This window comes from Streptomyces zagrosensis (assembly GCF_014203645.1).
GTDB lineage: Bacteria > Actinomycetota > Actinomycetes > Streptomycetales > Streptomycetaceae > Streptomyces > Streptomyces zagrosensis.
Genome location: NZ_JACHJL010000025.1, coordinates 1 through 23218, shown reverse-complemented (window position 1 = coordinate 23218; position 23218 = coordinate 1). Strand labels below are relative to the sequence as shown.

22 protein-coding genes and 3 pseudogenes are annotated in these 23218 nt (G+C 69.2%); 3 read left to right on the top strand and 22 right to left on the bottom strand.

What is annotated here, in order from left to right; translation table 11 throughout:
* Nucleotides 1-74 precede the first annotated feature (74 nt).
* From FHS42_RS31855 to FHS42_RS31825, 7 genes and pseudogenes are all read right to left on the bottom strand, one after another.
* Nucleotides 75-719, bottom strand: coding sequence for a dihydrofolate reductase family protein (locus tag FHS42_RS31855; protein WP_184578904.1), 645 nt, complete (start codon nucleotides 717-719; stop codon nucleotides 75-77).
* Nucleotides 720-854: 135 nt separating this feature from the next.
* A pseudogene (locus tag FHS42_RS37785) lies at nucleotides 855-1173 on the bottom strand (hypothetical protein); the annotation flags it as partial.
* 30 nt (nucleotides 1174-1203) lie between these two features.
* The gene (locus FHS42_RS31850; RefSeq protein ID WP_184578901.1) at nucleotides 1204-1761 is read right to left on the bottom strand and encodes a dihydrofolate reductase family protein; all 558 of its coding nucleotides are present in this window, start codon (nucleotides 1759-1761) and stop codon (nucleotides 1204-1206) included.
* A gap of 256 nt (nucleotides 1762-2017) precedes the next feature.
* Nucleotides 2018-3397: a cryptochrome/photolyase family protein gene (locus FHS42_RS31845; protein WP_184578898.1), complete on the bottom strand. Its 1380-nt coding sequence runs from the start codon at nucleotides 3395-3397 to the stop codon at nucleotides 2018-2020.
* A gap of 138 nt (nucleotides 3398-3535) precedes the next feature.
* Nucleotides 3536-5101, bottom strand: coding sequence for an SDR family oxidoreductase (locus tag FHS42_RS31840; RefSeq protein WP_184578895.1), 1566 nt, complete (start codon nucleotides 5099-5101; stop codon nucleotides 3536-3538).
* Between the two features lie 377 nt (nucleotides 5102-5478).
* Nucleotides 5479-5691 carry a DUF4287 domain-containing protein gene (locus tag FHS42_RS31830; RefSeq protein WP_184578891.1) on the bottom strand — a complete coding sequence of 71 codons (213 nt, stop codon included), beginning with the start codon at nucleotides 5689-5691 and terminating at the stop codon, nucleotides 5479-5481.
* Nucleotides 5692-5752: 61 nt separating this feature from the next.
* Nucleotides 5753-6258 (bottom strand): annotated as a pseudogene (locus tag FHS42_RS31825) (hypothetical protein); the annotation flags it as partial.
* A 65-nt stretch (nucleotides 6259-6323) separates the two neighbouring features.
* Here FHS42_RS31825 and FHS42_RS31820 point away from each other — a divergent pair.
* A complete protein-coding gene (locus FHS42_RS31820) occupies nucleotides 6324-6560 on the top strand; it encodes a hypothetical protein (protein ID WP_184578885.1) in 237 nt (78 codons plus the stop codon).
* A gap of 87 nt (nucleotides 6561-6647) precedes the next feature.
* Here the strand turns inward: FHS42_RS31820 and FHS42_RS31815 are convergent, their stop codons facing one another.
* From FHS42_RS31815 to FHS42_RS31790, 6 genes are all read right to left on the bottom strand, one after another.
* A complete protein-coding gene (locus FHS42_RS31815) occupies nucleotides 6648-7874 on the bottom strand; it encodes a serine hydrolase domain-containing protein (RefSeq protein WP_246495708.1) in 1227 nt (408 codons plus the stop codon).
* 319 nt (nucleotides 7875-8193) lie between these two features.
* Entirely contained in the window at nucleotides 8194-9552 is a 1359-nt protein-coding gene (gene glmM, locus FHS42_RS31810) for a phosphoglucosamine mutase (RefSeq protein ID WP_184578882.1), read from the bottom strand.
* 161 nt (nucleotides 9553-9713) lie between these two features.
* Entirely contained in the window at nucleotides 9714-10235 is a 522-nt protein-coding gene (rpsI, locus tag FHS42_RS31805; RefSeq protein WP_184578878.1) for a 30S ribosomal protein S9, read from the bottom strand.
* Between the two features lie 41 nt (nucleotides 10236-10276).
* Entirely contained in the window at nucleotides 10277-10720 is a 444-nt protein-coding gene (gene rplM / locus FHS42_RS31800; protein WP_184578875.1) for a 50S ribosomal protein L13, read from the bottom strand.
* 614 nt (nucleotides 10721-11334) lie between these two features.
* Nucleotides 11335-11808 carry a carboxymuconolactone decarboxylase family protein gene (locus tag FHS42_RS31795; protein ID WP_184578871.1) on the bottom strand — a complete coding sequence of 158 codons (474 nt, stop codon included), beginning with the start codon at nucleotides 11806-11808 and terminating at the stop codon, nucleotides 11335-11337.
* A 232-nt stretch (nucleotides 11809-12040) separates the two neighbouring features.
* Nucleotides 12041-13660 carry an ABC-F family ATP-binding cassette domain-containing protein gene (locus FHS42_RS31790; RefSeq protein ID WP_184578869.1) on the bottom strand — a complete coding sequence of 540 codons (1620 nt, stop codon included), beginning with the start codon at nucleotides 13658-13660 and terminating at the stop codon, nucleotides 12041-12043.
* 100 nt (nucleotides 13661-13760) lie between these two features.
* On the opposite strand from FHS42_RS31790, the gene FHS42_RS31785 reads away from it, so the two are divergent.
* On the top strand, nucleotides 13761-14600 hold the full coding sequence (locus FHS42_RS31785; protein ID WP_184578866.1) for a hypothetical protein: 840 nt from the start codon (nucleotides 13761-13763) through the stop codon (nucleotides 14598-14600).
* A 105-nt stretch (nucleotides 14601-14705) separates the two neighbouring features.
* Here the strand turns inward: FHS42_RS31785 and FHS42_RS31780 are convergent, their stop codons facing one another.
* Nucleotides 14706-15494, bottom strand: a complete 789-nt coding sequence (locus tag FHS42_RS31780; RefSeq protein ID WP_184578863.1) for a hypothetical protein — start codon at nucleotides 15492-15494, stop codon at nucleotides 14706-14708.
* 385 nt (nucleotides 15495-15879) lie between these two features.
* Between FHS42_RS31780 and FHS42_RS31775 the strand changes: the two genes are divergently transcribed.
* Complete coding sequence (locus tag FHS42_RS31775) at nucleotides 15880-18042, top strand: glycosyltransferase family 4 protein (RefSeq protein WP_184578860.1); 2163 nt, start codon at nucleotides 15880-15882, stop codon at nucleotides 18040-18042.
* Nucleotides 18043-18117: 75 nt separating this feature from the next.
* On the opposite strand, the gene truA is transcribed toward FHS42_RS31775, so the two are convergent.
* The 8 genes and pseudogenes from truA to infA all read right to left on the bottom strand — a co-directional run bounded on the left by truA (nucleotide 18118) and on the right by infA (nucleotide 22847).
* On the bottom strand, nucleotides 18118-19008 hold the full coding sequence (gene truA / locus FHS42_RS31770) for a tRNA pseudouridine(38-40) synthase TruA (protein WP_184578857.1): 891 nt from the start codon (nucleotides 19006-19008) through the stop codon (nucleotides 18118-18120).
* A gap of 102 nt (nucleotides 19009-19110) precedes the next feature.
* Nucleotides 19111-19620: a 50S ribosomal protein L17 gene (gene rplQ, locus FHS42_RS31765; protein WP_184578854.1), complete on the bottom strand. Its 510-nt coding sequence runs from the start codon at nucleotides 19618-19620 to the stop codon at nucleotides 19111-19113.
* 239 nt (nucleotides 19621-19859) lie between these two features.
* Nucleotides 19860-20882, bottom strand: a complete 1023-nt coding sequence (locus tag FHS42_RS31760; RefSeq protein ID WP_184578851.1) for a DNA-directed RNA polymerase subunit alpha — start codon at nucleotides 20880-20882, stop codon at nucleotides 19860-19862.
* A 171-nt stretch (nucleotides 20883-21053) separates the two neighbouring features.
* A pseudogene (locus FHS42_RS31755) lies at nucleotides 21054-21358 on the bottom strand (S4 domain-containing protein); the annotation flags it as partial.
* A 16-nt stretch (nucleotides 21359-21374) separates the two neighbouring features.
* Entirely contained in the window at nucleotides 21375-21779 is a 405-nt protein-coding gene (rpsK, locus tag FHS42_RS31750; protein ID WP_009715860.1) for a 30S ribosomal protein S11, read from the bottom strand.
* 102 nt (nucleotides 21780-21881) lie between these two features.
* On the bottom strand, nucleotides 21882-22262 hold the full coding sequence (gene rpsM / locus FHS42_RS31745) for a 30S ribosomal protein S13 (protein ID WP_184578848.1): 381 nt from the start codon (nucleotides 22260-22262) through the stop codon (nucleotides 21882-21884).
* Between the two features lie 192 nt (nucleotides 22263-22454).
* The gene (rpmJ, locus tag FHS42_RS31740; RefSeq protein WP_003956441.1) at nucleotides 22455-22568 is read right to left on the bottom strand and encodes a 50S ribosomal protein L36; all 114 of its coding nucleotides are present in this window, start codon (nucleotides 22566-22568) and stop codon (nucleotides 22455-22457) included.
* Between the two features lie 57 nt (nucleotides 22569-22625).
* On the bottom strand, nucleotides 22626-22847 hold the full coding sequence (gene infA, locus FHS42_RS37780; protein ID WP_030262853.1) for a translation initiation factor IF-1: 222 nt from the start codon (nucleotides 22845-22847) through the stop codon (nucleotides 22626-22628).
* Nucleotides 22848-23218: the final 371 nt, after the last annotated feature.

Below are 23218 nucleotides of genomic sequence, written 5' to 3'. Positions count from 1 at the left end.
GACCTTCACACCGGCTATGAAGGCCGCCCACTCACCGGGCGGTAGATCTGCGTCCCGGCATCCCGGCCCTCGTGTCACTTTCGCCAGAACAGGTGGTGCTGCACGCCGCTCGTGCTGGGGACGACCTCAAGGTGAAAACGGTCGAGCAGCTCATCGGGTGACTCCCAAAGTCGTATTCCGGTCCCGTACTTCATCGGCGAGACCGCCACATGCATGGTGTCGACGAGGTCCGCGTCGAGGAACTGCCGGATGGTGGTAACCCCGCCGCCAAGTCGGACGTCCTTGCCCTGCGCCGCCTCCCGCGCCTGTTGGAGGACCGTGGCCGGGTCGCCGTCGACAAAGTGGAACGTAGTGTCGGAGAGCGTGAACGAAGGACGCTTGTGGTGGGTGAGGACGAACACCGGGGTGTGAAACGGGGGCTCGTCTCCCCACCAGCCCTGCCACTCATGGTCGTGCCAGGGCCCGCGCTGGGGCCCGAACTTGTTGCGGCCCATGATCTCGGCGCCGATGTTGCGGGCGTAGTCCCGTATGAAGTAGTCGTCGAGACCGCGACTCCCCCCGGGGCCAGTGCGCATGAGCCAGCTCGCCGTGGCACCGGCCCACCCGAACAGCTTCTCCGGCTCGACGTGGCCGAACGGGCTCTCAAGGCTCTGGTCCTCGCCGGCGCCGATTCCGTCACTGGAGACGCCGAAGTTCTGGACTCTCAGTAGTTGATCCACGTGTTTCTCCTGTGGTGTCGATTAACGGTGGTGAGACTCTCTGGGCCGCGAAACCTCAGCACCGCGGTCGTGTCGGTCAGGATTGGGGCTACCTAACGGTCCTGCTGTCCTGATGTAGGAGGTTCGTGGGGTTGATCAGGCTGGGGTGGTGAGGGGGCGTCCGCCCCAGGTACGTCCACCCCAGATACGTCCGTCCCGCGTACGTCCGCCCCAGCGGATGCCCTTCGCACCGCGGATGCGGCCCGCTCGCGGCGCTGGGCGGCAAGCATGACGAGGTGACGGGCGGCGAGCACGTCGGGGGCCGGGCGTTGGCGTCGCGCCGGCGCAGGTATCGGTGCGGCTCACGGGTCTGGACCGGGTGGTGGGGTTGGTCCGAGTTGGCGATGGTGAACTGCCGCAGCGGTCCGAAGGGTACTTCGATCGGGTTGGCCCCATAGGAATTGGTCGGGCCAAAGCGGCTAACTCGTGCCGTACACCGCCGGGTTCAGTCGCCCTTCGGCGCGTAGTGCAGTGCGGTGATGCCACAGTCGAACGGTCGGGCGCCGACGAGGCGGAGGTGCTGGTGGGTGCCGAGGGCCGGGAATACGGGTATGCCGGCGCCGATCGCGGTGGGGTTGACGAACAGGTGGAGCTCGTCGAACAGGTTTCTCGCGATCAGGTCGGCGACGAGCGTGCCGCCTCCGTAGGCGATCATGTCGCCGCCCGGTTGGGCCTTGAGCTTGGTGATGGTCTCGGTGAGGTCGCCGCCGGCAACGACGGTGTTCTCCCACGGCGACTCGGTGAGGGAGTCGGAGATGACGACCTTCGGGGTCTCATGCATCTTGGTGACACCCGGCTCGCTCTCCGGCTGGGCGGCCCAGTGCGGGATGAAGCCCTCGGCGAGCTTGCGGCTCAGCACCATGCAGTCAACCGGTTCTGTCAGGGCCGTGACATAGGCGTTGATGTCGTCGGTCCAGGAGAACGTCATCCAGTCCATCTCGCCGTCCGGGCTGGCCATGTAGCCGTCAACGGAGGTCTGAACCTGAAGCTTGAACGTGCGCATGGTGATGTCGCCTTTCGGATTACGGAGTTGCAGCGTTGCGGCGTTGCGGCGCTGAGGCGCTGAGGCGTTGCGGTGTGCAGGCTTACGGACGCGGTGTGGGAGTGGATCGTCGTTCGCGGCATGACAGGTCGGACGCCGATCGGGCACGCCTGTTGCCACCGTTGGACTTCTCCCGCCGCCCCACGTGAGAAGAACGCTAGCGGCCACCACTGACAATCAGACCGGGCAGAGGGCCCCGGCCGCTGCCGCACGCTGCTCAAATCCGCTGGTCACGAGCCCGTAGAAAGCGATCTCTGCCCTCGGCAAGGTCAACGATCGGGTCCGGGTAGTCGTAGTGCGCCCGCTCTTCGGGTGGCAGCTTCCACGGCTCGTGCACGCTCGGGCCGTCGAGCGCGGCGAGTTCGGGCACCCAGCGACGCACGTAGGCGCCATTTGGGTCGTAACGAAGGGCCTGGCGTACGGGGTTGAGGACCCGGTTTGGGCGGGTATCCGTCCCGGTGCCGGCCGCCCACTGCCAGTTGAGCTGGTTGTTCGCCACGTCGCCGTCCACCAGCCAGGCCAGGAAGTGGCGGGCGCCGACCCGCCAATCCACGTAGAGGGTCTTGGTGAGGAAGCTCGCGGTCAGCAGGCGCCCACGGTTGTGCATCCAGCCCTCGTGCAGCAGTTGGCGCATCGCGGCGTCCACGATGGGAAAACCGGTGCGTCCCTCCTGCCATGCCCGGATCTCCTCGCCCGCCGGCGCCTCGCCCCGCCAGCGATCGCGGCGGGGCCGGTAATCGGCCGAGGCCGTCTCGGGGCGCGCCGCGAGCACCTGGCGATGGAAGTCGCGCCAACACAACTGCCGTACGAAACCCTCCGCGCCCGGTCCGCCCACCTCCCGCACCCGATGCACGAGTTCGGTCGGCGACACGGTGCCGAAGTGCAGATGCGCGGAGAGGCGGGACGTTGCGTCACCCGGCAAATCGTCGTGCGTGTCCTCGTACGCCATGACGCCGTTGCGCAGCCATGCCGACACACGCCGCCGCCCGGCCTTCTCCCCGCCGACCGGAAGCCCGGCAGACAGGCCGCGCACGCCGGCGCGCGGGGGCAGGGGCGCCGAGTCGATTCCCGCCGGGACCCGCACCGTGCGCGGGGCGGGGAGCGGGTCGCGCAGCCGTACACGGGACCAGTGACGAAAGTACGGGGTGAACACGGCGAAATGGCCCGAACCGCTGCTGGGCGTCACGGCCCCCGGTGGCACCACGGTACTGACCGCCTCGTGGACCCGCAGCCGCCGGCCGTCCCGCGCCAGGGCCGTGCGCAGCCGCTCCTCCCTGGAGCGCGCGTAGGCGCTCTCCCCCGCGGCGACATGGACCTCATCTGCGCGCGCTTGCGCCGCAACCGCTCGGACCTCATCGGCCACGTCACCGGACCGCAGCACCAGACGGCCCCCACGCGCCCGCAAGGCAGCGTCCAGATCGGCCAGACAGTCGCGGAGGAACGCCTCCCGGTTGGGTGCTGCGAATCCGGCCGCGGCGATGCCGTCGTCCCGAACGAACAGGGGCACGACATGGTCCCCCGCGGCCAGCGCGGCGCGCAGCGGCGGATGATCGTGCACCCGCAGATCGGAGGTGAACAAGACGACCGAGACCTTCATGGCTTCACTCCAGTTCAGGACGCGGGGCGCGCGAAAGCGTGGGGCACGCCGTAACGCGCGCACGCCTCCTGCCGCGCGCGGCACGCGCTACCCATCGGCGGGGCACAGCCCGCCACGCTCCGCCGCGGGGCACGCCGGTCAACGCCGTGTGCCGCGTCGGCTCGCGGCCGGCATCGCCGGCCCGGTGGTGGGCCCGCCGCCGAGGCCATCGGCTTCCCTGATCGCGGCCTTGGCGATGTTGCGGGCCATGCCCCCGAAGACGACCGTGTGGAACGGCGCGACGCCCCACCAGTACGCATGGCCGAGCAGTCCGCGCGGGTGGAAGAGCGCCCGCTGCCGGTAGCAGGTACGGCCCATCTCGTCGGCGGCTACGGACATCTCCAGCCACGCCAGGCCCGGCAGCCGCATCTCAGCGCGCAGCCTGAGCAGCCGGCCCGGTTCGATCGCTTCGACGCGCCAGAAGTCGAGCGAGTCACCGACCCGCAGGCGCTGCGCGTCGCGGCGACCCCGCCGCAGTCCGGCCCCGCCGACCAACCGGTCCAGCCAGCCGCGCACCGCCCACGCGAGCGGGAAGGAGTACCAGCCGTTGGTCCCGCCGATGCCCTCGATGATCCGCCACAACGCCTGCGGCGCGACGTCCACGGCCAGCTGCCGGCGGTCGGTGTACAGGCTTCCGCCGGCCCAGTCGGGGTCGGTGGGCAGGGGGTCGCTCGGCGCGCCCGGGAGGGAGGCCGCTGACCAGCGGGTGGCAACCTGCGCTTCCTGGATCTTCCGCAGGGCCAGTTTCAGCGCCATGGCGCACGGCAGCGGGTGGCCGGGCAGCTCGGGTACGTACTGCGCGATGTCGTGCTCCCGGCATACGACCTCGTACCGCAGCGACTCCGCGAGCGGCTTGGCGATGGCCGGCGGCACCGGTGTGACCAGGCCGACCCAGTAGCTGGACAGCCGCGGCGTCAGCACGGAAACGGGCACGATGAGGCGCCGGGGCAGCCCGGCGACGGCCGCGTACTGGCGCATCATGTCCACGTACGTCATGACGTCGGGGCCGCCGATGTCGAACGTGCGGTTCAGGTCCGCCGGCAACCGGGCGCTGCCGACGAGATAGCGCAGCACATCGCGCACGGCGATGGGCTGGATCTTGGTCCGCACCCAACTCGGTGTGACCATCACCGGCAGCCGCTCGGTGAGATAGCGCAGCATCTCGAATGAAGCGGACCCGGAACCGATGATCACCGCCGCACGCAGCACGGCGGTGGGCACTCCCGACGCGAGGAGGATGTCGCCCACCTCGGCCCGGGAACGCAGATGGGGCGACAGCCGCCGCTGTGCGAGGTCGGCCGGGATGAGGCCACCGAGGTACACGATGCGGCGCACGCCCGCCGCCGCGGCCTGTTCGCCGAAGATCCGCGCTGCCCGGCGATCGGTCTCCTCGAAGTCGCGCCCGGTGCCGAGCGCGTGCACCAGGTAGTACGCGACGTCGATGCCGCGCAGCGCGGCGCTGACCGCGTCCGCGTCCAACACATCGCCGCGTACGATCTCGACCCGGTCCGCCCAGGGATGCGCGCGCAGCTTGTCCGGCGACCGCCCTACGCACCGCACTCGATGCCCGGCCGCCAACAGCTCAGGCACCAGCCGGCCTCCGATGTACCCGCTGGCCCCGGTGACGAGGCAGTGCCGCCCGGTCGCCTCGTCATCGCTGCTCATACCGCTTCCACCTGGTGCCCCATCGCGTCGCGCGTACGCCTGTCCCTCACCAGACTGCGGCGCGCGCGGCCCGTCCGCGAACGCACGACACCGGCGGCTGTAGGCCGAACGCGTGGCCACCACCCGACACCCCGGCGCCCGAAACCTCCGCCGTCCGGGCACCCCCGGCACCCCCGGCACCCCCGGCACCCCCGGCACCCCCGGCACCCCCGGCACCCCCGGCACCCCACAGTCGGGCACCCCGCACCCCCGCACTCACCAATGGGCCCCGCGTCGTACCCGTACGCCGTATGCCCGGCCTCGCAGCCCCTCCCACCCCGGGCGCGCACCGGCCTGCGCGCCCGACCCCGACCCCGACCTCGGCGCCCCCGGGTCCGCTATCGGCCCTTGTCCTGCGCGATGGTGTGGGCCACCAGGGCATTGGCGTGGCCGTGCCCCAGGCCGTGCTCCGACTTCAGCCAGCTGACCAGCTCCATGTGCTTGGTCAGCGGGGACTCGCGAATCAGGCTCTGCCACTCCGCTATCGGCCGGCCGTACTTCTGCTCGATCGACGGAAAATAACTCGCCGGGCCCTTCACTGCTTCAGTCATGGGCGCAGCATGCCACCCGCCACTGACATTGAGGCTCGTCAGCGGCTTCGGCGGTCAGGGCTCAACCGCTGGTTGACGCCTCTGCCTCCGGCCGTCCCGTGTCCTGGCCCCATGCCGGGTCCGCGCTCCCACGGGGCCAACCGCTGGGGTGGACGATGCCCCGCAAGATCAAGACGAGCTCCTCCACGATCTGGTCGAGCGTGGCCTCCACGTTTCCCGCGGACCAGTCGTGCAGCGAGCCGTTGACCGCACCGATGAACGCCGTGGCCGCCACCCGGTAGTCGCGACGAGCCGCCTCGCCCCGCTGGCAGGCCGTCGTCAGCTCGGCGAGGATCACGGCAGCCCAACGGGCGCGCCGCGCCAGGCGGTTACGCTCCAACTCCGTACTGACCCCGACGACCTCCACGAACGCGATGCGGATGCGGCGCGGGTCGCTCGTCACCGACTGGGCGTACGCACGAAAGGCGGCCGACGCGCGCAATTCGATGCCGGGCCTGCCTGCGCGAGAGCGGCCAGCGCGGCGTCCTCCGCCCACCCGTTGACCTCGCGGTGCAGGACGGCGAGTACAGCAGCAGGAGATCAACTCTTCCTTCTAGAAGGAACTGTTCGCGGACGGCGACACCGTGCCCGGGGTGACCTACGTGGTGCTCCAGACGACGAAGGACGCCGTCGTCACCCCGTACACCCATGCCTTCCTCAAGGGCGACAAGGTCCGCAACGTCACCCTCCAGGGCCAGTGCCCGGCGGACCCGGTCGGCCATGTGGGGATGTTCGTCGATGGCCCGGCCATCCAGCACGTCGTCAACGCACTCGGCCCGAACGACCCGCGCTCCGAGCCCACGTGCACGGGTTACGGGCTGCCGATGTAACGTGCGGGCCACGCCGAGCGGTCGGCGGTGGGTTCATGGCCAGGGCCGTAAACCCACCGCACACCAGCCGCTCCGCACCGATCGCGCTCACACAGCCAGCGGAAAGACGGCCTTGATGACGCGCGCGGCAACCGGGCTCATCTCGCTGTGGGCCTCGGTCGCGTTGACCGAGTACACGAGGGTGCGGGACAGGTCCCTGGTGGCCGCGATGGCCGTGGCGTAGCCCGGCCGCGCCCCGGACTTGGCCCAGACGACCGTCCCGTCCGTGCTCACGAAGCGCTGGAGGCCCGCGCTCATCTGGGCACCCTTGATGTCTGGCACCGTGAACATCTCCCGGTCAAGGAGCGGTTGCGGGACGACCTTGCCGCGGAACAACGCGAAGAGAAGCTTCTCCAGGTCCGCGGTGGTGGAGATCATGTCGCCGGCCGCCCAGCGGTCCGATACGTTCCACTCGGTCGCATCCACGAGCCTGCCATCCGTCAACCGCTGGTAGCCGCGGTTGTGCGGGCCGTGGATGCGCGGGTCGGGCCCACCAGGGAATGACGTGTTCCGCATGCCGACCGGCCGCAACACGCGCACGGCAGCCTGGTGTTCGTACGAATCGCCCGTGACCTTCTCGATCAGCATGCCGAGAACGGTGTAGCCGATGTTGCCGTACCGCTGTTTCTTGCCGGGCCCCTCTCCCTCCCCGCGATAGGGCCCCTTGGCAACGGACGCCGCGACGACGTCCTCCGGCGTGAGGGTCTTGAACCGGTTCTCATACCCCTCCCCGTTCGTCGGGCCAAGGTCCGCGCCCGGCTGGAGCCCAGCGGTGAACGTGAGCAAATGCCGCACCGTGATGGGCTCGAAAGCGTCGCTCAACAGCCCCGGCAGATACTCCTGGACGGTGCCGTCGAGGTCGATTCGCCCCTCGGCGGCGAGTTGCAGTACGACAGCGGAGGTGACCACCTTGGTCGTGGACCCCGCACGGAACCGGGCGTTCTCCAACGCCTTGCGCCCGCTGCGAAGATCATGGACGCCGACGCTCTTTCGCCAGTGCCCGTCGCCGCCGACGCGCACCAGGGCCGCGGTGGCGTCCTCGTTGGGCAGTCCGCGCAGCGCCTCTTCCAGCGCCGCAGTGTCAGGGCCGGTCGCCGATCGGGCCGCCGGCTGTGGGTCGGCCGACTCCACGCCCGTCTGCTGCTTCTGCTGCGAAATGGTGTGCGGGGCGCCGGATGGTGCGTCGGCCAGGGCGGGTACGGCAGTCAGCGGGATCGCGGCGGCCAACCCGAGAGCGAGGGCGGAGGCGACGGCGGTACGTATGCGAGTGCTCAAGCGGTACTCCGTGATGGACGGGCCAAAGGCCGTGAACGGCTGGTGCGTACGCCATTCATCCTTTCGAGCGCCGCCGCCCCCGGGCATCACCGCGAGGTACGGTACCGACCCTGGCGCCACCCTGGCCTCACCCCGAAGCGCACCTTCGGGGTTCCCCCCTACGGGCCAACTCTCCTTCTTGCCAACGGAGACGGCGTGTTCCACGCGCACGGAAAGTCAGGAGCAAACCTGTCTCACACGCACAGGAGGCGGAGGCTACCGGACCCATCGTTCCGGTAGCCCCCGCCTCTTGCGAAGACGCTGTTGAAACGCCCGGGACCTAGCCCAGCGCCGACTTCACCACGTCCGCCAGTCGTCCGGCGACCGACCTGGCCTGCTCGATGTCAGCGGCCTCGACCATCACCCGTACCAACGGCTCGGTACCCGAAGGACGCAGCAACACCCGCCCGGTGGCGCCGAGTTCGCGCTCCGCGTCGGTGACCGCGATCCGCACCTCCGGCGAGGTCATAACCCTGGACTTGTCCACGTCCGGCACATTGATGAGGATCTGCGGCAGCCGCTGCATGACGCCCGCCAGGTCCGCAAGCGACCGGCCGGTGGCGGCGACTCGCGCGGCCAGCATCAGCCCGGTCAGCGTGCCGTCGCCGGTCGTCGCATGGTCGAGGACGATGACATGCCCGGACTGCTCACCGCCGAGCGCGAGGCCACTGCGCTTCATCTCCTCAAGGACGTAACGGTCGCCGACCGCCGTCTGCACCAGCGCCAGCCCCTCGCGCTCCATGGCCAGCTTGAAGCCGAGGTTGGACATCACGGTCGCCACCACGGTGTCCTTGCGCAGGCTGCCCGCGTCACGCATCGCCAGCGCGAGGACGGCCAGGATCTGGTCACCGTCCACCTCCGCGCCGCTCGCGTCAACGGCCAGGCAGCGGTCCGCGTCACCGTCGTGGGCAACGCCCAGGTCGGCGCCGTGCTCGACGACCGCGGCGCACAGCTTGCCCAGGTGGGTGGAGCCGCAGCCGTCGTTGATGTTGAGGCCATCCGGATCGGTGCCGATCGTGATGACCTCGGCCCCGGCCCGCGCGAACGCCTCGGGCGAGACCCGCGCCGCCGCGCCGTGTGCCCCGTCGATGACGACCTTGATTCCGTCGAGCCGGTTGGGCAGCACGCCGATCAGATGCGCGACGTAGTTGTCGAAGCCCTGGTCGTACGTGGTAACTCGGCCCACGCCCGCACCAGTTGGGCGGTCCCATGGCTCCCCGGAGGCGTGCGCGTGGTACGTCTTCTCGATCCGGTTCTCCAACTCGTCGGCGAGCTTATGGCCGCCGCGCGCAAAGAACTTGATGCCGTTGTCGGGCATCGGATTATGGCTCGCGGAGAGCATCACACCAAGGTCCGCACCGAGCGCGCCGGTCAGGTACGCGACGGCGGGCGTCGGCAGCACGCCCACGCGCAGCACATCCACGCCCGCGCTCGCGAGACCGGCCACCACGGCCGCCTCAAGGAACTCCCCGGACGCCCGCGGATCGCGTCCGACCACTGCCACCGGCCGATGGCCCTCGAACGTGCCCACCTCGGCGAGCACATGCGCCGCTGCGACCGACAGGCCGAGCGCCAGCTCTGCCGTCAGATCAGCGTTGGCGACACCGCGCACACCGTCCGTACCGAAGAGTCGTCCCACTGGTGTCCTCCGAGATTACGTCACATGAACCAGGGTTTACGTCCAGGTATACGCCCCTGGCCACCTATGACCGAACGCCCCGGCGGCACGAATGGTGCCGCCGGGGCGTCGGAAGCGCAGCACGATCGCCGCGCAACGCTGCGATGAGCGTCTCGCCGCGATTAGCGCTTGCTGTACTGCGGAGCCTTACGGGCCTTCTTCAGACCGGCCTTCTTACGCTCGACCGCACGGTCATCACGCTTGAGGAATCCGGCCTTCTTCAGGGCGGCGCGGTTGTTGTCCACGTCGGCCTCGTTCAGCGCACGGGCGACGCCAAGACGCAGCGCACCGGCCTGGCCGGAGATGCCACCGCCGCTGATGCGGGCGACGACGTCGTAGCGGTCATCGAGCTCCAGCACCTTGAAGGGCTCGTTGACTTCCTGCTGGTGCACCTTGTTGGGGAAGTAACCCTCAAGGGTGCGACCGTTGATCTTCCACTTGCCGCTGCCCGGAACGATACGGACGCGGGCAATGGCGTTCTTGCGACGCCCGAGGCCCGCAGCAGGCTGCGGGTCGCCGAAGCGGGACGCGAGCGACTCGCTCGTGTACTCCTCGACCTGCACATCTTCGGTGTGCTCGGTGGGCTCTGTCTCCGTCACGACGTCTTCGACGACGACGGGGGTTTCTGCGGTGGTCTCGGCCACGATGCTCCTCAGATTCTTTTCTTCTTAGGGGGTGGCCGGAACTACTGCGCGACCTGGATGATCTCGAACGGGACCGGCTGCTGAGCAGCGTGCGGGTGCTCAGGACCCGCGTACACCTTCAGCTTCGAGAGCATCTGACGGCCCAGGGTGTTCTTGGGGATCATGCCCTTGATGGCCTTCTCGACGGCCTTCTCAGGGTTCTTCGACAGCAGCTCGTCATAGCGGACGGACCGCAGACCACCCGGGTAGCCGGAGTGACGGTAGGCCATCTTCTGGGTCCGCTTGTTACCGGACAGGTGCACCTTGTCGGCGTTGACGATGATGACGAAGTCACCCATGTCAACGTGCGGCGCATACACGGGCTTGTGCTTGCCCCGCAGAAGGGACGCGGCCGTTGTGGCCAGACGGCCCAGGACAATGTCCTGCGCGTCAATGATGTGCCACTGGCGCTGGACATCGCCGGGCTTGGGGCTGTACGTACGCACGGTCGTAGCCTTCGCTTCTTCAGTGATGGGGTCGCCCCTGATTCGTGAGAGCCAAGGGGACGAGTCCTGACAAGGCCACCCGGACGATCACGACAGCCGTGGCGGCACGCCGGGGACGCAACCCGAGTGCCTGCCGCTGGTCATCGGCCCGGTGGACCGGCGTAAGGGCCCCTCACGTGAGATCGAGCAAGCCAATACGCATAACGAACTCGCAGAATACCGGCCCGGCCCCATCCGGGTCAAAAGCAGCCCCGAACCGCTGTGCGGTTCCGCCGCCGATCCCCACCGTACGACCTCGAACCGGCGTACGGCTTCGCTGCCGTTTCGTTGCCCCTTCGCTGGCCTTTCGCTGGCCTCTCGCTGGTCTCTCGCTGGCCTTGCCCACCGTACGACCTGCGGCGATGCACCGGGATCGGCTCGGACCGCCGGGCCTACCAAAACGGTGCCCCCGCACCCCTGCGCGAGGGGCCCGGGGGCGGGGGCTGTACCGGTACGGTGGCCGGCGCCTGCATTCATGCCGGCGCCGGCGCGAGACGACACCGACGCCCCAACCAGGTGAGCCGCCCGGGTTGTGCGTGCTGTGCGTGCTGTGCGGGTGGTGCAGATCGCGCGGGTTAGCCGAACTGTCCGGGCGTGTAGTCGCCTGCGGGCTGCTGAACCATGACGTTCACCCGGTTGTAGGTGTTGATCAGGGCGATGACGGACACCAGGGCGGCGAGCTGGTCCTCGTCGTAGTGCTTGGCCGCGTTCGCCCAGGCCTCGTCCGTGACGCCGCCGGCCGCGTCGGCGATGCGGGTGCCCTGCTCCGCCAGCTCCAGGGCAGCGCGCTCGGCGTCGGTGAAGACCGTGGCCTCGCGCCAGACCGCGACCAGGTGCAGGCGCGTCGCGTCCTCCCCGCCGTGCGCGGCGTCCTTGGTGTGCATATCGACGCAGAAGCCGCAGCCGTTGATCTGGCTGGCGCGGATCTTCACCAGTTCCTGCGTCGTGGCCGGCAGCGTCGAGTCAGCGACCACCTTGCCCGCTGCGGTGATGTGTCGCAGAGCCTTGCCTATGACCGGGTTGCCGAAGAGGTTCAAGCGAGCTTCCATGGTGCACTCCTTGCCATCCATTGGTGGTTACACCTCTTTGACGGATCAGCTCAGCGCCGTGTGACAAGCTCGGATGTGACGTGCATCTCCCCGCTCGCCCCGCAGCCGCTACCCCAGACCCAGCCGCCCCAGCAGGCACGGCCGCCACCGCGGACACAGCCGCCACAGACCGGCCGGGACCGCGGCCGGTCCTCGGTTAGTCCGCGGGTCAGTCAGCGGGGGCAGTCCCCGGTCACCGCTCGCGCCGCACCCGGCTCTCGTCCCAGACCGGCTCCGGCGCCTCACGCACCACACCGTCCGCGCCGAAGATCAGGAACCGGTCGAAGGAGCGGGCGAACCAGCGGTCATGCGTAACCGCGAGCACCGTGCCCTCGTACGCCTCAAGGCCCTCCTGTAGGGCCTCCGCGCTCTCCAGGTCCAGGTTGTCGGTCGGCTCGTCCAGCAGCAGCGCGGTCGCGCCCGCCAGCTCAAGGAGGAGGATCTGCATCCGGGCCTGCTGGCCACCGGAGAGCCGGTCGAAGCGCTGGTCACCCTGCCGCTCCAGCTCATACCTGCGCAGCACGCTCATCGCCCCGCCCCGATCCTTGGCGTGCTCCTTCCACAGGATGTCCACGAGGGTGCGGCCCATCAGCTCGGGGTGAGCGTGGGTCTGCGCGAAGTGCCCCGGCACCACCCGCGCGCCCAGCTTCCACCGGCCCTGATGGGCCACCTCGCCACCGGCCAGCAGGCGCAGGAAGTGCGACTTGCCCGAGCCGTTGGAGCCCAGCACCGCGACCCGCTGGCCGAAGAAGACCTCCAGGTCGAAGGAGCGCATCAGCCCGGTCAGCTCAAGCCCCTGGCAGGTGATGGCCCGCACTCCGGTCCGCCCGCCACGCAGCCGCATGGTGATGTCCTGCTCACGCGGCGGCTCCTGCGGCGGCCCCGCCTCCTCGAACTTCCGCAGCCGGGTCTGCGCGGCCTGATAGCGCGAGGCCATGTCCGAGTTGTACGCCGCCTTCTGCTTGAACATGAGCATCAGCCGCCGCAACTTGGCGTACTCCTCATCCCAGCGCCGCCGCAGCTCCTCAAAGCGCGCGAACCGCTCCTTGCGTGCCGCGTGATACGTGGCGAAGCCCCCGCCGTGCACCCACACGTCGCTCCCCGCCGGGCTCGGCTCCACGCTGATGATCTTCTTCGCCGACCGGGACAACAGCTCCCGGTCGTGGCTGACGAACAACACCGTCTTCGGCGTCTCCAGCAGCCGTTCCTCAAGCCACCGCTTGCCCGGCACATCCAGATAGTTGTCCGGCTCGTCGAGCAGCAGGACCTCATCGGGCCCGCGCAGCAGTGCCTCAAGCACCAGCCGTTTTTGCTCGCCGCCGCTGAGGGTGCGCACCTGGCGCCACTGCGCCCGCTCATACGGCACGCCCAATGCGGCCATCGTGCACATGTCCCACAGGGTCTCGGCCTCGTACCCGCGTGCCTCGGCCCAGTCGCTGAGCGCCTGCGCGTACCCCATCTGCGCGGCCTCGTCATCGACCGTCATCACCGCGTGCTCGGCGACATCCACCGCCTTCGCGGCCTCCCGCACCCGCGGCTGCGCCACCGATACCAGCAGGTCACGCACGGTCCGCTCGTCCCGTACGGAGCCCACGAACTGCGGCATCACGCCCAGCCCGCCGGTGGCCGTCACCGTCCCGCCGTGCGGCTTCAGCTCGCCCGCGATCAGCCGCAGCAGCGTCGTCTTGCCCGCGCCGTTCGCCCCGACCAGCGCGACCACGGCGCCCTCTCCCACCCGGAACGAGACATCACCGAGCAGCACTCGGCCGTCAGGAAGGTAATACTCCACATGCGCGCCCTCGACGTGTCCCATGGGGAAAGTCTCGCCGCCGCTCCCCGCCCCCGGTCAACCGCTTTACGCCCCCCGCCACCAGGCGTCCCGGCCGCGCCGGCGTGCCCATAGGATGCGCGGCATGAGCTTTGGGCAAGGGGGGCCTTACGGGCCCGGGGGATCTCAGCCGCCGACGCCGGACTGGACGGCTCTCGCCGACACCGCAGCCCGTGACCGGCGCCGCAAGTGGCTGCTCTTCGGCGGCGGGGCGCTCGCCGCCGCGGCGGTCGCCGCCATCGTCGCCACGGCCGTGATCACCAGCGGCGGTGGCGATGACGACAAGAACGCGTCGCAGCTCCCCAGCCCGAAGAAGCTGCCGAGCCAGTCGGTCACGCCCGAGCCGCGGTTCTCGGACGTCAACCCGCCTGCGCCGCTCAGCCCGCTGGAGATCATCGCGAACGGAAAGAAGGACAAGGCGCCCATCGACGCCGCCGGCCTCTTCCCCGGCGACCGGGCCATCGTCAAGGGCCGTAGCTACACCAAGGGCGCGACCGCGAGCACCAAGGACTGCGGCTCGGTGGCCCAAAAGAAGCTCTACCCCGCTTTGACCTCGAACAACTGCCGCCAGGTGGTCCGCGCGACGTACACCAGCGACGGCGTCGCGGTCACGGTCGGCATCGCGGTCTTCGACAACCAGGCCGCGGCCCAAAAGGCCAAGGACGCCGCGGGCCCCTTCATCGTGTCACTGCCCGGCGACGGCATCGGCACCTTCTGCCGCAACACCGCCTGCCGCTCCACCAGCAACGCCATCGGTCGCTACGGGTACTTCACCATCGCCGGCTACACCGACGGCAGCAAGGTACCGACCAACGACACCAAGGCCCGCCTGGCCGGCCGCGACGTGGCCGACCACGCCTTCAGCCGCATCATGCAGCGGGCCACCGCGCAGGCATCGGCGGCGGCAACGGCAAGCGCGGGCTGACCCCGAGCCCCGCGCCCTCGGCGCCCCGCACCCCGCACCCCCGCACCCCCGCACCCCCGCACCGATAGACCTCAGCCCGCCCCCTTCTCAGCCTTCGCCCTCTTCTCAGCCTTTCGCAGCCTTCGCAGCGTTCTCTATCTTCGCCACCTGCGCCTTGACCACAGCAGCCGGCATCTCAACCTTCTTCGGGTCCACCATGTTGCCGGCGAAGAAGACCGACACATTCGGCCCGCTCCGAACGACCGTGTACAAGCTGGGCGCCCCCGCCTCCGCGTCCACCACCCGGTAGGCCAGCACCTCATCGCCAAGCTTCGCCGCGTCCACCGGCTTCACCTCGGAGAAAACCTGCTTGCTGCCATCCCCGGTTGTCATCGAGAAGCCCTTCGCGCACGCGGTGACCGCGCCCCGCAGCTCCTCCACGAAGGCCGTCGCGTCGTCCCCGCTGTACGAGGAGAGCCGGACCATGCCGATCAGGCCCACCTGCGACAGGTCATCGCCGCCCTCGGTGAAGGTGCCGTACACCGCAGCGGACGGCTTGGGCACCGGCGACGAGCCGAGCATCGCCGCCAGCGGCTGGCACTCCTTGTCCGCCGCCTTGGGCGCGCCGCCCTCCGCCGCCTCCTTGTCCGTCATCTGCTGAAACTCAAAGCCCGTGACGTCGCCCTTGACCAGCGCAGCCTTCTTCAGTTGGGGCTGGCTCAACGACGCGCCGCCATCGGCGCCCGGCTCACCGCCGGCCCCTGGCCGCTCCCCCGCCGAGCTGCCGCCCTGCGACGGCTTCTTGTCACCATCGCCTCCGGAGTCAGAGCCGGAGTCACTGCTGCATGCCGCCGTCAGGCCGAGCACCCCCGCCACGGACACGGCGACCAGCGCCCTGGACACGGAATTCCTCATATGGGCTCGCCCCTCTTAGACCTGCGTATGACCTGCGTGTTGACCTACGCATGATCTGCGTACGTCTGCTGTCGCAGCTCGATGGTGCGAGTCATCAAACAGCCGGCCCGCCGCCGTGACCAGTGTTTTCCGTGACGATCCGGTATCGCCAGGCGGATACACCGACGAGATCTCTTCCCGGCAACGAAGCAGGCGTCTTCGCGCGCGCCCGCTCGCGCGGATGCATAACCAAGGCAGAAGGTTGCATGACAGGACACCGTTGTGGCTCATTTAATAACACGGTAGGCAAAAGCAACTTTCGCCGCCGTGAACCGTCTAATGGGGCAGGCCAGGCCAGAGGGGAGGCAGCGCGCGACAAGCACAACCTGTCGCGCGTGAAGACAACATGAAGATCTCATTCCTGCTGCACAACGTGTACGGCATCGGTGGGACGATCCGTTCTACGTTCAATGTGGCGGGCGCCCTCGCCGAGAACCATGAGGTGGAGATCGTCTCTCTCATGCGGACGAGCGAGGCACCGAGCCTCGCCCTGCACGAGGCGGTGCGCATCGTGCCGCTGATCGACCTGCGCCCAAACAGCCGGACCAGTGACGTGGGCAATCCGCTGCTCAAGCAGATCACGCCGCGCATCCCGCCCGCCGAGGCGAACGGCACGGTGAACTTCAACGCCCTCACCGACGAGCGCATGGCCGCCTATCTCGCGGACACCGACGCCGACGCCGTCATCGCGACCCGGCCCGGCATGCTCATCTATCTGGCCGAGTTCGGCGCGAGCGGTGACGACAGCCAGTCCAGGCAGCCCGGGTCCACCGGGCGCAGCCGCGGCCAGCGCGGCTATCTGCGCATCGGCCAAGAACACCGGCTCTACGAGACGCACAAGCCCGCCCTGCGCGCAGCCTGCGACGCGGCCATCGCCCGCCTCGACGCGCACACCACCGTCTCCGAGGCCGATGCCGCCACCCACCGCTCCCGTCTGCCGGGCATCTCCACCCGCCTGCTCGGGCTGCCCAACGGCGTGCCCGCCACCGGCGTCGAGACGTCCGACGGCCGGGCCAAGCTGGTCGTCGCCGCGGGCCGGCTGATCCCCGTCAAGCGCTACGACCTGCTGGTCACCGCCTGGGCCACGGTCGCGGCCGAGCACCCGGACTGGAAGCTACGGCTGTACGGGCGCGGCCCTCAGCACGCCGCGCTGCGCGAGCAGATCGACACCCTCGGCCTCGCCGACCACATCACTCTCATGGGTGCCCACTCCCCCATCGAGACCGAATGGGCCAAGGGCTCGATCGCCGCCGTCACCTCTCGCGAGGAATCGTTCGGCATGACCATCGTCGAGGCCATGCACTGCGGCGTACCCGTCGTCGCCACCGACTGCCCGCACGGCCCCGGTGAGATCATCAAGAACGGCGAAGACGGCATCTTGGTCCCCAACGGCGATGCGGACGCCATCGCCAAGGGCCTGCTGTCCCTCATCGAGAACGACGACCTGCGCCGCCGGATGGGCCAGGCCGCCCGCACCAACGCCGAGCGCTATGCACCGCAGCACGTGGCCGCCGCGTACGAGAACCTGTTCCGCGAGCTGTACGCGGCCCGTGGCCAGGGCACCGCCCTGCCGTCCCGCGCGAAGTCCGCCCCCAAGGCGCCCCGCCGGCCGCTCGCCGTGATGCTCAGGGACACCGTCAAGAGCATCGTGCGCAAGCCGCCGCTGCGGGCCGTCGCCACCTGCCGCGCCGACGCCAAGGGCGGCCTCGTCATTTCCGTCGATGGCTCCGGTCTCCAGGGCCCGAAGCTGGACCTGACCCTCACCGACCGCGCCAAGGGCGACCACCACAGCATTGCCCTTCAGCCACCCACCACGTCCGGCGGCCCCTGGACCGCGACCTTGGCCCACGAGACGCTGAAGCTCGCCGAAAGCCGCTGGGACCTGCACGTCGTACGCGCCGCTGACGGCGCCCGCCGCCGCCTGGCCTGCCGCTACGCCGAGGGCCGCGGCCTGCTGACCGCGCAGCCGCCGGCCGGCACGCCGTTCACGTGGTGGGTTCCGTACACGACCGTGGACGGCTTCCTCGCCGTGCGGACCTGGTACCGCGACGCGTACGCCGAGGCCCACACCCTGCACGCCGACCGGACAGGCATCACCGTCACCTGCGCGCTCCACGGCACGTCCCTGCCCGACCCGGCACAGACGTACCCGGCGCCCGGGACCGCCCCCACGGTCATCGCCAAGCCGCGCACCACCGGCGAGGTGCTCACCGTCCCGGTGACCGTCCTCAGCCCGACCCAGTTCCGCTTCGTCATCTCCTACGAGCAGGTGCACGCCGCGTACGCCACCGCCGGCGCAGCCGCCGGCGCTGAGCCCGGCCCCGCGCCGGTCTGGGACGTGTCGCTGGTCCCGGGTTCGGGCGCCCCGAAGATACTGCGCGTCGGCCGCATCCTGGGCGATGTCCTGGACCGCAACAAGACCGACCTTTACCCGGCCATCGAGGGCGTCCGCCCGTACTTCACCAAGGCCAACAACCTCGCCCTGACCCGCCCGCACCCCGCGTCGTAGGCTCCCCGCCGGGCCGGCAGCCCCAGCAGCCCGGCGGCCTCAACCGCCGGGCTCCTCAACCGCCGGGCCCCAGCTTCAGCAGCAGCCCGCGTCACCCGCCGCCGAGGCCGGGCCCGAGCCCGCCGCCCCCGGCAGCGACCGCCTGTTGCGGGCCTCCCGGCTGCGGGCCGCGAGCAGTTCGTCCGCCGGGTAGCCGACCTCCTCCAAGGTCAGCCCGTGCGGGCGCACCACATGCACGGCCGAGTCCCGCACGCCCGCCGCCAGCACCTTTCCCGGCCAGTCCGCGGGCCGGTGCCCGTCGCCGACGAAGAGCATCGCGCCCACCAGCGAGCGGACCATGTTGTGGCAGAACGCGTCGGCCCGCACGGTCGCGGTGATCACACCGTCATCGCCCCGGCTCCACGAAAACCGCTGGAGCGTACGGATGGTCGTGGCGCCCTCACGCCGCTTGCAGTACGCCGCGAAGTCGTGCTCGCCCACCAGGCGCCCGGCCGCCTCGTTCATGGCGTCCACATCCAACGGCCAGTCGTGCCACAGCACATGCCCGCGCAGCAGCGGATCGGCGCCGCCCGGATGGTCGGTCACCCGGTACGCGTAGCGCCGCCAGATCGCCGAGAACCGCGCGTTGAACCCCTGCGGCGCAAGCTCCACCCGCCAGATGCGCACATCGTGCGACAGCCGCCCCGAAAGCCTCCGCAGCAGCTTGTCGCGGTGCTCGTCCCACACCTCCGCCGGCAGGTCCACGTGTGCGACCTGCCCCCGCGCATGCACCCCGGCATCGGTGCGCCCTGCCACGGTCAGCTCGTACGTCCGCGCCGAGCGCGTCACCGTACGCAGCGCGTCCTCGATCTCCCCCTGCACAGTTCGCCGCCCGACCGTCTGCCGCGCCCAGCCCGAGAAGTCCTTGCCGTCGTAGCTCAGGTCCAGCCGTACGCGCACGTGCCCGGGGGCCACCTCGTCGCTCACCAAAAGATCCTTTCGCATGCCGAACGGGCCCGCCCCAGAAATTCTGGAACGGGCCCGTCCATGAGCCTTCGCCTCTCACCCCGCCAGTGGCGGGACGAGCGATCAGGCGTCCTTGGCCTCGGTCTCCGCGGCCTCGGCCGGGGCCTGCTCGGCCTCGCCCTTCTTGAGGTCCGCGACGGCCTCGTCGCCGGCGACGTCCTTGGCGGACCGCTTGGTGGCGGCCTCGGCCTCGTTCACGGCGGTCTGCTGCACGGTCAGCGCCTCTACCAGCTCGATGACGGCCATGGGCGCGTTGTCGCCCCGGCGGTTACCGATCTTGGTGATACGGGTGTAGCCACCCGGGCGGTTCTCGTAGCGCGGAGCGAGCTCCGTGAAGAGGGAGTGCACAACGCTCTTGTTGCGGATGGTCTGGAGCACCAGACGGCGGTTGTGAAGGTCACCCTTCTTCGCCTTGGTGACCAGGCGCTCCGCGACCGGACGCAGGCGACGGGCCTTCGCCTCGGTCGTGGTGATGCGGCCGTGCTCGAACAGCGCCGTGGCGAGGTTCGCGAGCAGCAGGCGCTCGTGCGCGGCGCTGCCGCCCAGACGTGCACCCTTGGCAGGCTTCGGCATGGTGTTTCTCCTCGGTGTCTGCACCGGCCGTATCAGGTACCGGTGTCAGTTTCCGGGCAGGCGATCGCCCACCGGAACCCGGAGCTCGCGCCCCGGAAGTCTGCTACCAAGGCGCCCGGCCCGCAGCAACGGGCCAGGCTCCTTCGGTGTGCCAGGGCATCGGCATCGACATAGCCATAGCCCCGGCGGCTACGGCCCAGGCGCCGGAGATTGCCCCCAGCGCCCGAGCCGGGAGCGCATCAGTACTGCTCGGTCTCCACGAACCCGGCGTCCGCGTCGTCGTCGGCGCCAAAGGCGTCCGCGGCGGCGGTCGGGTCGAATCCGGGCGGGCTGTCCTTGAGCGCCAGGCCCATGCCTGCCAGCTTCGCCTTGACCTCGTCGATGGACTTGGCGCCGAAGTTGCGGATGTCGAGCAGGTCCGCCTCGGAGCGGGCCACGAGCTCGCCCACCGAGTGGATGCCCTCGCGCTTGAGGCAGTTGTACGAGCGGACCGTGAGCTCAAGCTCCTCGATCGGCAGCGCCAGATCGGCGGCGAGCGCAGCGTCCGTCGGGGACGGACCCATGTCGATGCCCTCGGCGTCAACATTCAGCTCACGGGCCAGACCGAACAGCTCGACCAGGGTCTTACCGGCCGACGCCATCGCGTCCCGCGGACGCATGGCCTGCTTGGTCTCGACATCGACGATCAGCTTGTCGAAGTCGGTGCGCTGCTCAACACGGGTCGCCTCGACCTTGTAGGTGACCTTGAGGACCGGCGAGTAGATCGAGTCCACCGGAATCCGGCCGATCTCCTGGCCGACCTGCTTGTTCTGCACGGCGGAGACGTAGCCACGACCGCGCTCGACGGTCAACTCCATCTCCAGCTTGCCCTTGCCGTTCAGCGTGGCGAGCACCAGGTCCGGGTTGTGCACCTCGACACCGGCCGGCGGCGCGATGTCCGCGGCGGTGACCACGCCGGGGCCCTGCTTGCGCAGGTACATCACGACCGGCTCATCGTGCTCCGAGGAGACGACGAGCTGCTTGATGTTGAGGATCTGGTCGGTGACGTCCTCTTTGACGCCCGGCACGGTGGTGAACTCGTGCAGGACCCCATCGATACGGATGGACGTGACCGCCGCACCGGGGATCGAGGAGAGGAGCGTACGGCGCAGGGAGTTGCCAAGGGTGTAACCGAAGCCAGGCTCCAGCGGCTCGATCACGAACCGGGAGCGGTACTCGTCTACGACCTCTTCGGTCAACGAAGGGCGCTGAGCAATCAGCATGAGGTGTTGCCTCCAGTCTTCGGCACCCACTATTTGATGCCGACGGATACTGCAAGGGTACGGGCGGCACGTCCCCCGAAAGAGTCGTACCGCCCGCGACCGCAAAGCGACTACTGTCCGTAGCGGCCGGCGCTACTTCGAATACAGCTCGACGATCAACTGCTCCTGCACCTAAGTGTCAATCACCTGGCGCTCGGGCAGGACGTGCACGAGGATGCGCATCCGCGACGGAATGGCCTCAGGCCACGCCGGTACGGTGCGCTCGCCAGCCTCCGCGCGAGCGACCACAAAGAGAGTCATCTCCCGCGAGGGCTCGCGCACCTCAATAATGTCGTTCGGCATCACCCGGGCGGACGGAAGGTCGGTCTTCCGGCCGTTTACGGTGATGTGACCGTGACGAACGAGCTGACGAGCTGACGAGCATGGTCACGGGACTTGGCAAAGCCCGCCCCGTACACCACATTGTCGAGCCGAGTCAGCTCAGCCGCTCAATCAGACCCGGCGCCGCTTCGGGGGACGGCACCCGTTGTGCGGAGTCGGCGTCACGTCCTGGATCGAGCCAACCTCAAGGCCCGTGGCCTGAAGCGAGCGGATCGCAGTCTCACGGCCGGAGCCGGGACCCTTGACGAAGACATCGACCTTGCGCATGCCGTGCTCCTGCGCGCGGCGGGCGGCCGACTCGGCAGCCATCTGCGCGGCGAACGGAGTGGACTTACGCGAGCCCTTGAAGCCGACGTGGCCGGCAGAGGCCCAGGAAATCACGTTGCCCGTGGGGTCGGTGATCGAAACGATCGTGTTGTTGAACGTGCTCTTGATGTGAGCGTGCCCGTGGGCAACGTTCTTCTTCTCCTTGCGGCGCACCTTCTTGGCGCCCGCCGTACGGCTCTTCGGAGGCATTCTGATGAACTCCCGTGGAGGTGATCGGTCCTACAGCTCGGACCGCGAACTGCTCGCGCGACGCAGGAGCGAATTCCTGGGCCACGGCGCGTCCGGTGCGGACTACTTCTTGCCCGGCTTCTTCTTGCCGGCGATGGCGCGACGCGGGCCCTTGCGGGTGCGGGCGTTGGTGCTCGTGCGCTGACCGTGAACCGGCAGGCCACGGCGGTGACGCAGACCCTGGTAGCAACCGATCTCGACCTTGCGGCGAATGTCGGCCTGGATCTCGCGACGGAGGTCACCCTCGGTCTTGAGGTTGCCGTCCACGTACTCGCGGATCTTGACGAGGTCTTCCTCGGCCAGGTCGCGAACACGGGTGTCCGGGTCGATGCCGGTGTTCTTCAGGGTCTCCTGGGCACGGGTACGACCAATGCCAAAGACGTAGGTGAGGGCAACCTCAACGCGCTTTTCACGCGGGAGGTCAACGCCTGCGAGGCGTGCCATTAATCTGGCTCCAGTTGAAATACGGAGGTCTTCCACAGCATCTGCCCCGGCCGCCCTCCGCGGAGGGAATCGCCGGGTCCCCGGCCTCCGCCGGGGGTGTCGTCCTCATCGCCTGGGGCGTTGAGGACGGATGACTGCGTATGTACGGTTGCTCGCGTCGCGCGAAGGTACTGCGAGGTGCGGGGTTGTGCGTCAGCCCTGGCGCTGCTTGTGGCGCAGGTTGTCGCAGATCACCATGACCCGGCCGTGACGGCGGATCACCTTGCACTTGTCGCAGATCTTCTTGACGCTCGGCTTGACCTTCATGGTGTGAGGTTCTCCGGGTCGTGCCATCGCCCCACGGGAGCGGGACGGCAGCGAGATCTACTTGTAGCGGTAGACGATGCGTCCGCGCGTCAGGTCATAGGGAGACAGCTCCACCACGACCCGGTCGTCAGGGAGAATGCGGATGTAGTGCATGCGCATCTTGCCACTGATGTGCGCGAGGACCTGGTGACCGTTCTGGAGCTCCACCTTGAACATGGCGTTCGGCAGGGACTCGATCACGGTGCCCTCGATTTCGATGGCACCTTGCTTCTTGGCCACACTTCGCCCTTCGAATCGGCTACCTTGATCAACTCTCGGCACCGTTACGCGCTCATATGAACCGAGGAACATACGGGCACGCAGATACACGAGAGCCGACGCATCAGTCTACGTCAGGGCTTCCCGAAAGACGAATCCAGGTCTTCCTGCCCGTCCGAGAAGATCATTAAGCGCCGCGCCGCCCACAGCCCCGGCTCAGACACCCACCCCCGCGCGGGCGCTCCACCCCGCGCAGACGCTTAACCCAAGCCAGCTCAAGCCAGCTCAAGCAGGCTCAGAAGCCGTTGCTCTATCGATCATGACGAACGCCGGTTCGGGTGTGGCGGCTCGGTCGGGTGATGTTCTGGTGAGCCGGGCATGAAAGCAGGGCC

Bases quoted from the DNA above. Each gene is read 5' to 3' on its own strand.
- FHS42_RS31850 (WP_184578901.1), bottom strand. From the start codon at position 1,761: ATGCGCACGTTCAAGCTTCAGGTTCAGACCTCCGTTGACGGCTACATG.
- FHS42_RS31845 (WP_184578898.1), bottom strand. From the start codon at position 3,397: ATGAAGGTCTCGGTCGTCTTGTTCACCTCCGATCTGCGGGTGCACGAT.
- FHS42_RS31840 (WP_184578895.1), bottom strand. From the start codon at position 5,101: ATGAGCAGCGATGACGAGGCGACCGGGCGGCACTGCCTCGTCACCGGG.
- FHS42_RS31830 (WP_184578891.1), bottom strand. From the start codon at position 5,691: ATGACTGAAGCAGTGAAGGGCCCGGCGAGTTATTTTCCGTCGATCGAG.
- FHS42_RS31795 (WP_184578871.1), bottom strand. From the start codon at position 11,808: ATGGAAGCTCGCTTGAACCTCTTCGGCAACCCGGTCATAGGCAAGGCT.
- FHS42_RS31790 (WP_184578869.1), bottom strand. From the start codon at position 13,660: ATGGGACACGTCGAGGGCGCGCATGTGGAGTATTACCTTCCTGACGGC.
- FHS42_RS31785 (WP_184578866.1), top strand. From the start codon at position 13,761: ATGAGCTTTGGGCAAGGGGGGCCTTACGGGCCCGGGGGATCTCAGCCG.
- FHS42_RS31780 (WP_184578863.1), bottom strand. From the start codon at position 15,494: ATGAGGAATTCCGTGTCCAGGGCGCTGGTCGCCGTGTCCGTGGCGGGG.
- FHS42_RS31775 (WP_184578860.1), top strand. From the start codon at position 15,880: ATGAAGATCTCATTCCTGCTGCACAACGTGTACGGCATCGGTGGGACG.
- rplQ (WP_184578854.1), bottom strand. From the start codon at position 19,620: ATGCCGAAGCCTGCCAAGGGTGCACGTCTGGGCGGCAGCGCCGCGCAC.
- FHS42_RS31760 (WP_184578851.1), bottom strand. From the start codon at position 20,882: ATGCTGATTGCTCAGCGCCCTTCGTTGACCGAAGAGGTCGTAGACGAG.
- rpsK (WP_009715860.1), bottom strand. From the start codon at position 21,779: ATGCCTCCGAAGAGCCGTACGGCGGGCGCCAAGAAGGTGCGCCGCAAG.
- rpsM (WP_184578848.1), bottom strand. From the start codon at position 22,262: ATGGCACGCCTCGCAGGCGTTGACCTCCCGCGTGAAAAGCGCGTTGAG.
- rpmJ (WP_003956441.1), bottom strand. From the start codon at position 22,568: ATGAAGGTCAAGCCGAGCGTCAAGAAGATCTGCGACAAGTGCAAGGTG.